The 14,560-nt window shown below is 59.9% G+C and carries 9 protein-coding genes; all 9 read left to right on the top strand.

Translation table 11 applies throughout. From position 1 onward, the window contains the following. Positions 1-169 precede the first annotated feature (169 nt). The 9 genes from gltB (at position 170) to metF (ending at position 14,532) form a co-directional block, all read left to right on the top strand. Positions 170-4,741 carry a glutamate synthase large subunit gene (gene gltB / locus CE168_RS00045; protein WP_099570612.1) on the top strand — a complete coding sequence of 1,524 codons (4,572 nt, stop codon included), beginning with the start codon at positions 170-172 and terminating at the stop codon, positions 4,739-4,741. A gap of 1 nt (position 4,742) precedes the next feature. Continuing rightward, on the top strand, positions 4,743-6,290 hold the full coding sequence (locus CE168_RS00040) for a glutamate synthase subunit beta (protein ID WP_099570611.1): 1,548 nt from the start codon (positions 4,743-4,745) through the stop codon (positions 6,288-6,290). Between the two features lie 185 nt (positions 6,291-6,475). Then, positions 6,476-6,937 (top strand): Yip1 family protein, encoded by a 462-nt coding sequence (locus tag CE168_RS00035; protein WP_099570610.1) that lies wholly within the window; start codon positions 6,476-6,478, stop codon positions 6,935-6,937. Between the two features lie 236 nt (positions 6,938-7,173). Beyond that, positions 7,174-8,430 (top strand): glycogen synthase, encoded by a 1,257-nt coding sequence (gene glgA / locus CE168_RS00030; protein WP_099570609.1) that lies wholly within the window; start codon positions 7,174-7,176, stop codon positions 8,428-8,430. 104 nt (positions 8,431-8,534) lie between these two features. Next, complete coding sequence (locus CE168_RS00025) at positions 8,535-9,386, top strand: ABC transporter ATP-binding protein (protein ID WP_099570608.1); 852 nt, start codon at positions 8,535-8,537, stop codon at positions 9,384-9,386. 110 nt (positions 9,387-9,496) lie between these two features. Continuing rightward, a complete protein-coding gene (locus CE168_RS00020) occupies positions 9,497-10,552 on the top strand; it encodes a tRNA (adenine-N1)-methyltransferase (RefSeq protein ID WP_099570607.1) in 1,056 nt (351 codons plus the stop codon). Between the two features lie 88 nt (positions 10,553-10,640). Further along, positions 10,641-11,198: a SixA phosphatase family protein gene (locus CE168_RS00015; protein ID WP_099570606.1), complete on the top strand. Its 558-nt coding sequence runs from the start codon at positions 10,641-10,643 to the stop codon at positions 11,196-11,198. Positions 11,199-11,356: 158 nt separating this feature from the next. Further along, the gene (gene metE, locus CE168_RS00010; RefSeq protein WP_099570605.1) at positions 11,357-13,663 is read left to right on the top strand and encodes a 5-methyltetrahydropteroyltriglutamate--homocysteine S-methyltransferase; all 2,307 of its coding nucleotides are present in this window, start codon (positions 11,357-11,359) and stop codon (positions 13,661-13,663) included. A gap of 29 nt (positions 13,664-13,692) precedes the next feature. Then, positions 13,693-14,532, top strand: a complete 840-nt coding sequence (gene metF / locus CE168_RS00005) for a methylenetetrahydrofolate reductase [NAD(P)H] (RefSeq protein WP_099570604.1) — start codon at positions 13,693-13,695, stop codon at positions 14,530-14,532. The last annotated feature ends 28 nt before the right edge of the window (positions 14,533-14,560 follow it).

The raw sequence follows: 14,560 nt of genomic DNA, 5'->3' as shown, positions 1-14,560 counted from the left end.
CCAGTGCGTTGTGAATTCTCCACATTTCCTCAAGAAAATGTACCTTGACTTTTCTGGGTATTCGTTATATGGACACGGAAATATCCACGACACAAAGGCGCGCTATTCTAAACCGCGCATTAAAGAACCGCAAGACTTTTCTTGCCCAAAAACATTGAAGGTGGTTTCGGTGACTTTCCACACCCCGTTAGATCTCACGATCCATGATTCCCAAGGTATGTACGATCCCGGCGCCGAGCATGACGCCTGCGGCGTGGGTATGGTCACCACCCTCAACAAGCGCCCCGAACGCAAAATCGTCGACGACGCCATTGAAGTGCTCGTCAACCTCAACCACCGTGGCGCGGTCGGCGCCGAAGAAAACACCGGCGACGGCGCGGGCATCCTCATGAGCATGCCCGACGAATTCATGCGCGCCACCGCAGGCGTCGAACTACCCGAAGAAGGCCACTACGCCGCCGGCATCGCGTTCCTCGACCGAGACATCGCCACCTCCGGCCAACAAGAACAGGCCATCGCCAAAATCGTGTGCGAAGAAGGCCTCGAAGTACTCGCATGGCGCGTCGTACCCACCAACCCGGACGGACTCGGACTGCAGGCGCTCGCCAGCATGCCCGCGTTCAAGACGCTGGTCGTGGCCGACCCCGAAGGGCAGCTCACCGGCATCGAACTGGACCGCAAGACGTTCCGCATCCGCAAGCGCGTGGAACACGAGGTGGGCATCTACTTCGCGTCCCTTTCCGCACGCACCATCACCTACAAGGGCATGCTCACCACCATGCAGCTCAAGCCCTTCTTCCTGGACCTTTCTGATGAGCGCATGAAGGCGAAGATCGCCATCGTGCACTCCCGTTTTTCCACCAACACGTTCCCGAGCTGGCCGCTCGCACAGCCGTTTCGCCAGCTGGCTCACAACGGCGAGATCAACACCATCCAGGGTAACCGTAACTGGCTGTCCGCGCGAGAAGGTCGACTGAGCTCCGAACTGCTTGGCGAATTCAAGCCGTTGCTGCCGATCGCGACCCCGGGCTACTCCGACTCCGGCACGTTCGACGAATGCCTCGAACTGCTGCACCTGTCCGGACGTTCCATGCCGCATGCCATCTCCATGATGCTGCCGCCGGCATGGGAGAAGAACGACCAGCTCGATCCCGACGTTAGGGCGTTCTACGAATACAACAACACACTGATCGAACCGTGGGACGGCCCCGCGCACATCATCTTCACCGACGGCACTCAGGTCGGCGCGTTGCTCGACCGCAATGGCTTCCGCCCCGGCCGCTGGCAGCTCACCGACGACGGTTACATCGTGCTCGCCTCCGAAACCGGCGTGCTTCCGGAGAACGCCGAGGAGCACATCGTGTCCAAGGGCCGCTTGGAGCCGGGCAAGATGTTCCTCGTCGACACCGATGAAGGCCGCATCATCCCCGACGAAGAAATCAAGAAGAACCTCGCTGCCCAGCATCCGTACCGCCAGTGGGTCGAAGGCAACACCGTCGAGATGAGCCAGCTGCCCAAGCGCGAGCACGTCAACCACTCCGGCCAGTCCGTGCAGCGCCGTCAGCGTGCCTTCGGCTACACCGAAGAGGACCTGAAGCTGCTGCTCGCCCCGATGGCCAACACCGGTAAGGAACCGCTCGGATCCATGGGCAACGACGCGCCTATGGCCGCGCTCTCTTCCCGCAGCCGCATGCTGTTCGACTACTTCACCCAGAAGTTCGCGCAGGTTACCAACCCGCCGCTCGACTGGGAACGTGAAAAGATCGTGACCTGCCTCGAATCCGCCATCGGTCCCGAGCCGAACCTGCTGGCCGATTCCGAACTGCACGCCAAGAAGATCCTCATTCCGTTGCCGGTGCTCAACTCCGACGAAATGGCGCAGCTCAAGCGCCTCGACCGCGCCAAGATCCTCGGCGGCTACTACAAGCCGTTCGTCGTCAAGGGTCTTTATCAGGTCGCAGGCGGCGGCAAGGCACTGAAGGAACGTCTTGAGGAAATCTTCCAGGAAGTCGATGAGGCCATCGCAAACGGGTCCAACTTCCTTGTGCTCTCCGACCGTGAATCCAACTACACGTGGGGACCGATTCCATCACTGCTGCTCACTTCCGCGGTGCAGCACCACCTGCTGCGCAGACACACGCGTACCCAGATCTCCATGGTCGTGGAGGCCGGCGATGTGCGCGAAATCCACCATGTCGCTCTGCTAATCGCCTACGGCGCGGCAGCAGTCAACCCGTATCTGGCGTTCGAATCCGTCGAAGACCTGTCCCGCAATGGGTATCTCAACGTCGATGCCGAAACCGCAGTGAAGAACCTGACCAACGCGCTGTCCACCGGCGTGCTCAAGATCATGGCCAAGATGGGCGTCTCCACCATCATGAGCTACCGCGGCGCGCAGTTGTTCGAAGCCATCGGCCTGAACAAGGACGTCATCGACAAATACTTCACCGGCACCACCTCCCGCGTCGGCGGCGTCGGACTCGACGAACTGGCCGAAGAGGTTGCCATTCGTCACCGTGTGGCCTACCCGTCGCAGTGGACCGCCCGTCCGCACCGCAACCTGCGCACCGGCGGCGAGTACAAGTGGCGCCGCACCGGCGAGGATCACCTCAATGATCCTGAGGCCATCTTCCTGCTGCAGCAGTCCACCCAGCGCGGCGATTACGACATGTTCAAGAAGTATTCGGCGCACATCAACGACACCTCCAACCGTCTGATGACGCTGCGCGGACTGATGAAGTTCAAGTCCGACCGCAAGCCGATCGACATCAGCGAGGTCGAGCCGGCCAGCGAGATCGTCAAGCGTTTCTCCACCGGAGCCATGAGCTACGGATCCATCTCCCAGGAAGCGCATGAGACCCTCGCCATCGCGATGAACACCATCGGTGCACGTTCTAACTCCGGCGAAGGTGGCGAATCCGAGGATCGTATCAACGATCCGCTGCGCTACAGCAAGATTAAGCAGATCGCATCGGCGCGTTTTGGCGTGACCAGCGATTACCTCGTGCACGCCACTGATTTGCAGATCAAGCTCGCCCAAGGCGCCAAGCCGGGTGAGGGTGGCCACCTTCCGGGAGCCAAGGTCCCGCCGTGGATCGCCAAGGTGCGTCACGCGACCCCGGGCGTAGAGCTCATCTCCCCGCCGCCGCACCACGACATCTATTCCATCGAGGATCTGAAGCAGCTGATCAACGATGCGAAGATGGCGAATCCGAAGGCTCGCGTGCACGTCAAGCTCGTCTCCGAATTCGGCGTCGGCACCATCGCCGCCGGCGTGGCCAAGTGCCATGCCGACGTGGTGCTGATTTCCGGCTACGACGGCGGCACCGGCGCGGCTCCGCTCAACGCCATCAAGCACGCCGGCACCCCATGGGAGATCGGCCTGTCCGAAACCCAGCAGACGCTCGTGCTCAACGGCCTGCGTTCGCGCATCACCGTGCAGTGCGACGGCGAGCTCAAGACCGGACGCGACGTGGTGATCGCAGCCCTGCTTGGCGCCGAGGAATTCGGCTTCGCCACCGCCGCATTGATCGTCGAAGGCTGCGTCATGATGCGCGCCTGCCAGAAGAACACCTGCCCGCAGGGCATCGCCACCCAGGATCCCGAACTGCGCGCACGCTTCAAGGGCAAGCCGGAGCACGTTATCAACTTCTTCATGTTCATTGCCGAGGAAGTGCGCGAACTGCTCGCACAGCTTGGCTTCCGCACCTTGGAGGAGGCTGTCGGCCATGTCGAATGCCTCGATCAGAACGAAGCGATCAAGCGTTGGAAGTCCGACGGCATCGATTTGAGCAACGTGCTGATGCAGCCGGGACCGGTTCCGGGAACCATCCTGCATCAGACCATCGAGCAGAACCACGAGCTCGACAAGGCGCTCGACAACAAGCTCATCGAGCTTGCGCAGCCAGCCCTTGAGAGGAAGGAGCCGGTGCGCATCGAGATGCCAATCCGCAACGTGTACCGTACGCTTGGCACCATGGTCGGCTACGAGATCACCAAGCGCTACGGCGAGGAAGGTCTGCCGGACGACACCATCGACATGACCTTCCACGGTGCGGGCGGCCAGTCCATCGGCGCGTTCATCCCACGCGGCGAAACCATCCGCATATACGGCGAAGTCAACGACTACGCAGGCAAGGGCTTGTCCGGCGGCCGTATGGTCGTGCGTCCGGAAGCGGGCATCACCTTTGATCCGCATGAGAACGTGATTGCAGGCAATGTCACCGGTTTCGGCGCCACCTCTGGCCAGATGTTCGTGGCGGGACGCGCTGGCGAACGCTTTGGCGTACGCAACGGCGGCGCCACCTTCGTGGTGGAAGGCGTCGGTGACCACGGATGCGAATACATGACCGGCGGCACCGTCGTGATTCTCGGTCCCACAGGCCGCAACCTCGGCGCAGGCTTCTCCGGCGGCCACGTGTACGTGCTCGATCTCGATATGAAGCAGGTCAACCCGGCAGCCGCCACCAACGGCGCACTGCTGTTCGAACCGCTCGACAGTGAGTCGGACGAAATCGTGCACGGCCTGGTCAAGCAGCACGCGGAAGAGACCGGCTCCGCATTCGCGGCCGGACTGCTCGCCGACTGGAAGAATGTATCCAAGCGATTCACGCACATCGTGCCGAGGCACTTCCTCGCCATGCAGAAGGCGATGAAGAACGCCGAAGAGAACAATATCGATTTCAATACGCCCGGCGTCTGGGAACAGGTGTACGAGCAGGTTATGGAAGGAGCGCGCTGACATGGGAGATCCACGTGGATTCCTGAAGGTCCGTACCCGTCGCGAACTGGCCGAACGCCCCGTCGAGGAGCGAATCAAGGATTGGTTCGACGTCCACGCCGAATCCGGCCTGCAACCTTGGACCACCGAACAGGCGGCCCGATGCATGGATTGCGGCACGCCGTTCTGCATGAACGGCTGCCCACTGGGCAACATCATTCCAGAATTCAACGATCTGGTCCGCCAGGAGAAGTGGGAGGATGCGTACAACCGCCTGTCCGAGACGAACAACTTCCCTGAGGTCACCGGCCGCATCTGCCCCGCGCTGTGCGAGGCCGCCTGCGTGCTGGGCATCCACCAGCCGCCGACCATGATCAAGAACGACGAATGCACGATCATCGATCAGGCATGGGATCTCGACTATGTCAAGCCGTTGCCTCCGCAGCGTCTGACCGACCAGACCGTCGCAGTGGTCGGCTCCGGCCCATCCGGTCTGGCATGCGCCCAGCAGCTCACCCGCGCCGGCCACACCGTGGTCGTATACGAGCGTGATGACGCCATCGGCGGTCTGATGCGCTACGGCATTCCGAACTTCAAACTCGACAAGCGGCTCATTGACCGCCGTGTGGAACAGATGGAGGCCGAAGGCACTGTGTTCCGCACCGGCGTGGAGATCGGCAAAGACATCTCTTGGGACGATTTGCGCTCCCGCTACGATGCCGTGGTCGTCGCCATCGGTTCCACCGTGCCGCGCGATATGAAGATTCCGGGCCGTGAACTCAAGGGCATCCACTTCGCCATGGAGTTCCTGCCTGATGCAACCCGCCGCGTCTACGGCGTTAAGCCAGTCAATGACATCACCGCCGAAGGCAAGCATGTCGTGATCATCGGCGGCGGCGATACCGGATCCGACTGCTTGGGCACGTCCATTCGCCAAGGCGCCAAAGATGTCACCGTGCTGCAGATCATGCCGCAGGAACCAAGCGAACGCCCGGCCAACCAACCGTGGCCGACTTTCGCACGCCTGTACCAGAAGACCTCCTCCATGGAGGAAGGTTTTGAAACTCAGCGTGCTGAATACGTGTACAGCACGGATTCCGTGAACTTCGTCGGCATCGAAGAGGAACAGGCCAAGGTGAAGGTGGAGCACTCCACCGCCACCGAAGGCTTCGTGGCCGACGAGAACGGACATGTGACCGGTCTCAAGGTCGTGAACGTGGCACCCGGCGAAAACGGCCCATTCACCCGCCAGCCGGGCACCGAACGCGTGATTCCGGCCGATCTGGTGCTCATCTCCGTCGGCTTCCTGCATCCGGACACCACCACGCTCGTGGATCAGCTGCCCGTCGACCTCGACGGACGCGGCAATGTGGCTCGCAACGATAAGTTCGCCACCAGCCAGGATGGCGTATTCGCCTGCGGCGACGCCGGCCGCGGCCAGAGCCTCGTGGTATGGGCCATTTCCGAAGGCCGCTCCTGCGCGGCTGCCGTGGATGAATACCTCACCGGTGCCACTGAACTTCCGGCGCCCATCGTGGCTTCCAAAAGGCCGATGATGCTGCCGCGCTGATTCGACGACGACACCAGGATCCAAGTGGTCTTCATCCGCATCCATCGGCATGCGGATGAAGACCACTTTTCCTATAGGCAACGTTTTCCTTGAATTGATATGACTGAAGCGTGGAAAACAGCCGGCGTACGGGTCCGGCATGCGCTAAAGTGGCATGCAGCAACAAGTAACAAAGGAGTGCACCAATGCCAAATCGCGCCGAACGACGTGCCCAAGCCAAGCAGAACCGCAGGGGAGTGCCCCAACAGTACGACCAGACCAGAGGCCGTGGTCGTTCCGGCATGCTTGACGAATACCAGCTTCAGGAGAAGTCCCGTCGCCTGCAGGACGGCATCGACGGTCCATGGAAACCGACCGGCGGCAGCGTCGTGGAAAACGAAAGCCTGCTGACCACCAATCCGGATTACACAAATCCCAAGATGTTCAAGGCGCCGCATTCCGTGCGCCAGTGGTTCCGCGTGGCCAGCTGGGCGCTGATCGCATTGTCCGCAATCGCATTCCTTGTAGTCATGTGGCTGCCATCGCATCCGATGTGGCTCATCGCAACTGTTTCCACTGTCTTTGCCGTCGGTGTGCTTAGCCTGTTCTTCACGGCGGGTAACCCGAAGCATAATCCGAACCTCGATCAGAATGGTACGGCCGTCTGATGGTAAGGCGATGAACGCAGAGCGGGGCTGCATCCGATGGAAGGATGCAGCCCCGCTTTCGCATGCGAGTCACGAATGACGACACTATTCGTTCCTGGTTTATTGACCTCCTTGTTTGCATTTTTAGAAAAGATGCAAAACTTTGTGACACGAATGAAACAATCAGGCGTTTCCTTGGAAATTTGCCTTACAGTAGTGGTGGAACAACTGCCTGACTCGAAGAGGAGAGCACAGATATGAAGGTTGACATCCTTTCCCGTGAATATCCGCCCAAGGTGTACGGCGGCGCAGGCGTGCACGCAGAGGAGCTTTCCAAGGTTCTGGCGGAACGTGTGGATGTGACGGTTCGTGCATTTGACGGACCACGTGCCGAAAACGAGATTCCCGAAATCCCGGGTGACAATCCGAAAGGTTCGCTCAAGGTCGTCGGATACGACGTTCCCAAGGAACTCCAGGAAGCAAACGGCGCGCTGAAGACGTTCGGCGTCGATCTGCAGATCGCCGACGATGTGGACGCCGACATTATCCACGCGCACACGTGGTATGCATGCTTGGCCGGATACCTTGCCAAGATGCTGCACGGAACGCCGCTGGTCATCACCGCGCATTCCCTCGAACCGTTCCGCCCATGGAAGCGTGAGCAGTTGGGCGGCGGCTACGACCTGAGCTCGTGGGCTGAACGTGACGCATACGAGCACGCCGACCGCGTCATCGCCGTATCCGCCGGCATGCGCGAGGACATCCTGTCCGCATATCCGAATCTTGATCCCGACAAGGTGGTCGTGGTGCACAACGGCATCACCATGAGCCAGTTCGAAATCCCGGCTGACGACGATCCGGGCTGGAAGGTGTTCGAACGTTACAACATCGACCGTAATAAGCCCACGCTCCTGTTCGTCGGCCGCATCACCAGGCAGAAGGGTTTGCCGTACCTGCTGCAGGCGTTGCATTTCGTCGATCCGGGCATCCAGGTCGTGCTGTGCGCCGGCGCGCCCGACACTCCGGAAATCATGAACGAGGTCAAAACCGCGTTCGCCAAGCTTGATGAGGAGCGCGGCAACATCATCTGGATCGAGGAGATGCTGCCGAAGCCGGAACTTAACGCGCTCGAACACGGTTGCGACGCGTTCATCTGCCCGTCCATCTACGAGCCGCTCGGAATCGTGAACCTTGAGGCCATGGCCTGCGGTCTGCCCGTGGTAGCCTCCGCGACAGGCGGTATTCCCGAGGTCGTCGTCGACGGCGAAACCGGTTATCTCGTGCCCGTCGACCAGTTGCACGACGGCACTGGCACCCCGACCAATCCAGACAAGTTCGTACACGATATGGCTGACGCCATCAACCGCATCATGGCCGACCCCGAAAAGGCGAAGCGGATGGGCCAGGCCGGATATGAACGCGCACGCGACAGCTTCAGTTGGGAGTCGATCGCCGACAAGACCGTCAAGGTTTACGAGGATGTGCTGGCCGAGCAGGGCAAAGCCGCCGAATAACCCGTTCACCACGTAGACGATACGTGAACGCCTTCCTCCGGACGCATTATTCTGGCGGAAGGCGTTTTCGTGACTGCAATCTGAACAACGGCAAGGGAGGAAGAATGCCGGAACAGAACATCGCGCTGAAACTCAGTGACGTGGAATTCCGTCGTCGTAAGCGCGTGATTCTCACCAAAGTCAATCTGGAAATCAACAAAGGTGAGAAATGGGTGCTGTTCGGTCCTAACGGCATCGGCAAATCAAGCCTGGTGCAGATGATGAGTACCAGGGGCTTCCCGTCCGAAGGCACCGTCGACATTCTTGGCAACCGTCTCGGAAAAGTGGACGTGTTCTCCTACCGTAACCGCATCGGTTTGAGTTCCGCGGAACTGAGCCGTGCGTTCCCGCCTCAGGAAGATCCGCTCGACGCCATCGTGACCGCATTGACCGCGACCACCGGCCGTTGGCGCGACACCTACACCGACGAGGATTATGCCAAGGCGCGCTCCCTGATGCGCGAATTCGGCATCGAATACCTCGAAGGCAAGATGATGTTCAAGCTTTCGGAAGGCGAACGCACGCGCGTGCTGATCTGCCGTGCGCTGATGGCCGATCCGGATCTGCTGATTCTGGACGAACCGACCACAGGACTCGACCTGGGTGGTCGTGAAATCGCGCTCCGTGCGTTGAGCCGAGTCGGCGCCGAACAATCAGACCGTGCCGTGGTATTGGTGACGCATCGTCTTGAGGAGATTCCGCAGGGATTCGACCATGTGGCGATCATGGGCAGAATCACCGGCAGCGAAGCCGACGCATATGCCGACAATGTGGCAGGTAACGATCCGGCTCCCGGAACCATCGTGTACACGGGCGACTTGGAACATGGCTTTACGTCCGGGCGCCTGAGCGAGGTGTTCGGTCTGAAGCTCGAGGTGACGCACGCGAACGGGCGTTGGAACGCGTACGCGCTGTAACTGGCGCTTTGCAAGGCAGAACATGCTGTAGCATGAATAGCGCTAGACAGGCGGGTCTTGACCGTGCTGTCGCAATGATGGAATCCATGTTTGCAATGAAGGAGCGATTGATGCGTCGAGGACCGTTGACGACGGGCGAGAAAGTGCAGTTCACGGATCGCAGATCCAATAAGATCACCGACCAGCTGGTGCCTGGTGGCGTGACGCAGACCTCGCATGGCATCATTCTGCACGACGACGTGATTGGGCAGCTGGAGGGATCTGTGGTGGTTACGGTGAGCGCCAAACGCGAGACCCAGATCAACCAGGACCATCCGGAACGCGACGCCAACAAGCCTTGGAAGGGCACGCGCGCCATCGGTGGATGGCAGTTCGCGGTAATGCGTCCGAGGCTGGCCGACTATGTGCTGTCGATGCCTCGAGGCGCGCAGATCATGTATCCGAAGGACATTGCCCAGGTAATTCAGTTGGGCGACATCCGTTCCGGCATGAACGTGCTGGAATCCGGAGCCGGATCTGGCGCCATGAGCATCAACCTGCTGGACGCGGTGAGTGAGTCCGGCCGGCTGACCACCATCGAGATGCGGTCGGAATTCGCCCGCGTGGCCGAAGCGAACGCCACGGTCTATTTCGGAGGCCGCCCTGCTTGGTGGGATTTGAAAACTGGAGATTTCGACTCGGTGGCGGCCACGTTGCCGGAGCATTCCTTCGACCGCATCATGCTTGACATGCTCGACCCTTGGAACCGGCTTGAACAGGCGTATCGAGTGATCGCCCCCGGAGGCGTGCTCGTGGCGTATGTGACCACCACCACGCAGCTGAGTCGTATGGCGGAGGCGTTGCGCGAAGCCGGCTGCTGGACGGAACCGGGCATCCAGGAAACGCTGGAACGCGACTGGAAGGTGCAGGGTTTGGCAATCCGCCCCGACCATCAGATGATCGGGCACACCGGTTTCCTTATGGTATCCCGTGCGATGGCTCCGGGATTCCAGGCGTTGCGCAAACGCGACCGTGCCACGAAAGACACAACCACGGATATCGATTCCCTGAGCGCCGAAGAACGTGCCGAACAGCTCGAAGACCTTGAACTGCGTGACATTTCCGACCGTAAGCTGCGCAAAGTGCTGCGCGATCTCGACGCGCAGGTCGAGGCTATCGGCGATTGATACGGTGATTCTTGCAGGTGTTCTGAGACAATAGTCGTGTGTGTTGCGTTGACGCGCATCGGATCGTTAAGGATTGGAGCATTCGTCCATGGGAACGAGCCTTAAGAAGGTTGCGAAGAAAGCCAAGGATTACAAATACGTGCTGCTGGTGATGCGCCACGCCAAGACCGAACCGTTCGGTGACGGCGGCGACGCCGGGCGCGAACTGACTGACAAGGGACGCAAGCAGGCGAAGGCCGTCGCCAAAGGCTTGGCCGCTCACAAAATGGCGCCGACGCGTATCGCGTGCTCCAGCGCCACCAGAGCAAGACAGACATGCGACCGCATGCTCAAGGTGTTCGGCGACGACCCGAAGGTCGACTACCGCCAGAGCCTGTATGAGGGTGGAGTGCAGTCCGTGTTCGACGAGCTTGCGCAGACCAAGGAAAAGCATCGCGAATTGTTGGTGCTTGGCCATGAGCCCACCGTGTCGATCGCATGCCAGTGGCTGGCGAGTTCCGAATCGGATGCGACACTGCTCGAGCTGCTGAATCTGGGCATGTCGCCGGCTTCGCTCGCCGTATTCGGCTCGAACGAGCCGTTCAACCAATGGCAGTTGCACAGCGGCGAACTCATCGCATTGCTGACGGCCAAGGATTTTGAATAATTCCTTGTCGATCGGCATGATGTTGAGAGGCGTGAAACTATCGCGCCAACTGGTATAAACCATGCTTATAACGACACTCAAATTTTCTTAATGACTTATATCAAGGCGATTTGTGATAGCTTGAGCGGGTTGCATTGTTCATATCAGATGGAGGATTCATGTCCGTTCTCACTTCCGTCTCCGGTTTCCCTCGCATCGGCCAGAACCGCGAGCTGAAGAAGATTATCGAAGCTTATTGGAAGGGTGCCGCAACGCTCGACGACGTGCGCGCCACCGCCAAGGAGCTGCGCGCCAAGCATTGGAAGCTGCAGCAGGAAGCCGGAATCGATTTGATTCCGAGCAACGACTTCAGCTATTACGACCAAATGCTCGACACTGCCATCCTGCTGAACGTCATTCCGCAGCGCTACCAGCGCCTCGCCTTCGACAATCCCGAAGAGACGCTGTTCGCCATGGGCCGCGGCTACCAGGGAGACAAGGGCGACGTCACCGCGCTGCCGATGAAGAAGTGGTTCACCACCAACTACCACTATCTGGTGCCGGAAGTCGACGAAGCCACCGACATCAAGCTCAACAGCACCAAGCCGTTCGACGAATTCAACGAGGCGAAGGCGCTCGGCATCACCACCAAGCCGGTGCTCATCGGCCCGTACACCTTCCTCAAGCTCGCCCGCAATCCGCAGGCCGAAGAACTCGAATATGACAAGGGCCTGGTCAACGCGGTCGCCGCCGTCTACGCCGAGGTCGTGGCCAAGTTCGCCGAGCTGGGCGCCGAATGGATCCAGATCGACGAACCGTACCTCGTGCTCGACAAGGAGCCGGGCGACGTCGAACTGTTCAAGAGCCTGTACACCAAGATCCTGCCCGCACGCGACGGCAAGATTAAGGTGCTGCTCAACACCTACTTCGGCCACATCGCCGACGTGTATGAGACAGTCAACCTGCTCGCCTTCGACGGCATCGGACTCGACCTCAACGAAGGCAAGGACGAGAATCTCGCCGCCGTTGAAAAGTTCGGCGTCGCAGAGAGCACCACCATCTTCGCCGGTGTGGTCAACGGCCGCAACATCTGGCGCAACGATTACGCCGTCAGCCTTGGACTCGTCGACGCGCTGAAGAAGGTCACCGACAACGTGGCCGTCTCCACCGCAAGCTCCCTGCTGCATGTGCCGTTCAGCACCGAAGGTGAAGACGGTCTCGCCGATGATGTGCGCAAGCATTTCGCCTTCGCCGTTGAAAAGCTCGGCGAACTGCACGACCTCTCGGTTCTCGCCGACGCCAGCGAGGAAGACAAGAAGGCATCCGGGGCATTGGCCGCCAACCAGGCGCTCTTCGACGGTACCCGCGTTGCCGCCGACAAGAACGTGGCGGAACGTCTCGCAGCTCTGACCGACTCGGACTTCGTGCGTCAGCCGGCACGTGCCGAACGTCAGAAGGCACAGCGTGAGGCGTTGAACCTGCCGTTGCTGCCGACCACCACCATCGGATCCTTCCCGCAAACCAAGGAAGTGCGCGCCGAACGCGCCAGACTGCGCAAGGGCGAAATCACCAAGACTGAATACGACGAATACATGAAGGCGCAGATCGACGCCTGCATCAAGCATCAGGAGCAGATCGGCCTTGACGTGCTTGTGCACGGCGAATTCGAGCGTAACGATATGGTCGAATACTTCGGTCAGAACCTCAACGGTTTCCTGTTCACCAAGAACGCTTGGGTGCAGTCCTATGGCACCCGTTGTGTGAAGCCTCCGATCGTATGGGGCGACGTGTCCCGCGCCAACCCGATTACCGTGGAATGGAGTGCCTACGCGCAGTCCCGTACCAGTCATGTGATGAAGGGCATGCTCACCGGCCCGGTCACTATTCTCAACTGGTCCTGGCCGCGCGAGGACATCACCCACGAGCAGCAGACCCAGCAGCTGGCCCTCGCCATCCGCGACGAAGTGCTCGATCTCGAAGCCGCTGGCATCAAGGTCATCCAGATCGACGAGGCCGCCCTGCGTGAAAAGCTGCCGCTCAGGAAGACCGACTGGCACAAGAAGTACCTCGACTGGGCCATTCCGGCATTCCGACTGGTGCACTCCGCGGTCAAGCCGACCACGCAGATCCACACCCACATGTGCTATTCGGAGTTCAACGACATCATCACCGACATCGACGCCATGGACGCCGACGTGATTTCCTTCGAAGCTTCCCGCGGCGATCTCGTGGTGCTCGACGCCATTCACGACGCCAACTTCGAAACCGAAGCTGGCCCGGGCGTCTACGACATCCACTCGCCGCGCATCCCGTCCGAAGCCGAAATCGAGGAACGCATCTACGAAATCCTCAAGAAGATGGACGTCGAAAAGGTGTGGATCAACCCCGACTGCGGTTTGAAGACCCGCGGCAACGCCGAAACCTGGCCAAGCCTTGAAAACCTCGTGGCCGCAGCCCAGGCTGTGCGTGCCAAGCTGACCAAATAAGGCGAAACGTTAGGAACAAGACGACAGCCATGCATTCGCCAATGTTCTCGCTCGAGGTGTTCCCTCCGAAGCGAACCTCCCCTGTAGGCACCATCTACGATACGTTGGATGGCCTGCAGGGGTTGGACCCCGATTTCATTTCCGTCACCTACGGCACCGGCAAATCATCCGACCGTACATTGACCGCGCGCATCGCCCACACGGTAAGCGAATACGGCATCCCCAGCGTGGCCCATCTGACCGCGCAGTATCTGAACAAGGATGACGTCGACCAGGCACTCGACATGTTCGAACAGGCCAAGGTCTCCGGCGTGCTCGCCTTGCGTGGCGACCGCATCGACGGTGCCGAACCGGCAGGAGTGTTCGAACATGCCAGCGATCTGGCCGCATATATCCGCCAACAGCGCCCGGGCATGAAGATCTACGGCGCCTGCTATCCGGAAAAGCACCCGCAGGCGGCAACGCTGGAAGAAGACATCGACAATCTCAAAAAGAAAGTCGACGCCGGCGTGACGCACCTGATTTCGCAACTGTTCTACGACAACGAGGACTTCCTGAGATTCCTCGACAAAGCGAGGGCCGCAGGCGTCGATGCGCCGATCGAAGCGGGCATCATGCCAGTCATGAACGCGAAATCGGTGTTGAACATGTCGAGCAAATGTCAGTCGAAGATCCCCGAAAAACTCAGCATTATGCTTGATAAATGGGGAAGCGACAAGGCTTTGCTTAAAGAGGCGGGTATCGCTTACGCATCCGAGCAGATCTGCGATCTAGTGGCGCGGGGCGTCGACGGTGTGCACCTGTATACGATGAACCATCCATGCGTCAGCAGACGTATTTGGTCCAACGTCAAACCATTCTTCGTCTGATTCCAGACGATGCAACAAACATCAGGGG

The sequence above is a fragment of the Bifidobacterium sp. N5G01 genome (assembly GCF_002742425.1).
Taxonomy (GTDB): domain Bacteria; phylum Actinomycetota; class Actinomycetes; order Actinomycetales; family Bifidobacteriaceae; genus Bifidobacterium; species Bifidobacterium hominis.
The sequence above is the reverse complement of the archived record's forward strand: the minus strand, read 5'-3'. Positions and strand labels throughout refer to the sequence as shown.

What these genes read in the sequence shown, in the direction of transcription:
- CE168_RS00040 (WP_099570611.1), top strand. Translation starts at nt 4,743, where the DNA reads ATGGGAGATCCACGTGGATTCCTGAAGGTCCGTACCCGTCGCGAACTG.
- CE168_RS00035 (WP_099570610.1), top strand. Translation starts at nt 6,476, where the DNA reads ATGCCAAATCGCGCCGAACGACGTGCCCAAGCCAAGCAGAACCGCAGG.
- glgA (WP_099570609.1), top strand. Translation starts at nt 7,174, where the DNA reads ATGAAGGTTGACATCCTTTCCCGTGAATATCCGCCCAAGGTGTACGGC.
- CE168_RS00025 (WP_099570608.1), top strand. Translation starts at nt 8,535, where the DNA reads ATGCCGGAACAGAACATCGCGCTGAAACTCAGTGACGTGGAATTCCGT.
- CE168_RS00020 (WP_099570607.1), top strand. Translation starts at nt 9,497, where the DNA reads ATGCGTCGAGGACCGTTGACGACGGGCGAGAAAGTGCAGTTCACGGAT.
- CE168_RS00015 (WP_099570606.1), top strand. Translation starts at nt 10,641, where the DNA reads ATGGGAACGAGCCTTAAGAAGGTTGCGAAGAAAGCCAAGGATTACAAA.
- metE (WP_099570605.1), top strand. Translation starts at nt 11,357, where the DNA reads ATGTCCGTTCTCACTTCCGTCTCCGGTTTCCCTCGCATCGGCCAGAAC.
- metF (WP_099570604.1), top strand. Translation starts at nt 13,693, where the DNA reads ATGCATTCGCCAATGTTCTCGCTCGAGGTGTTCCCTCCGAAGCGAACC.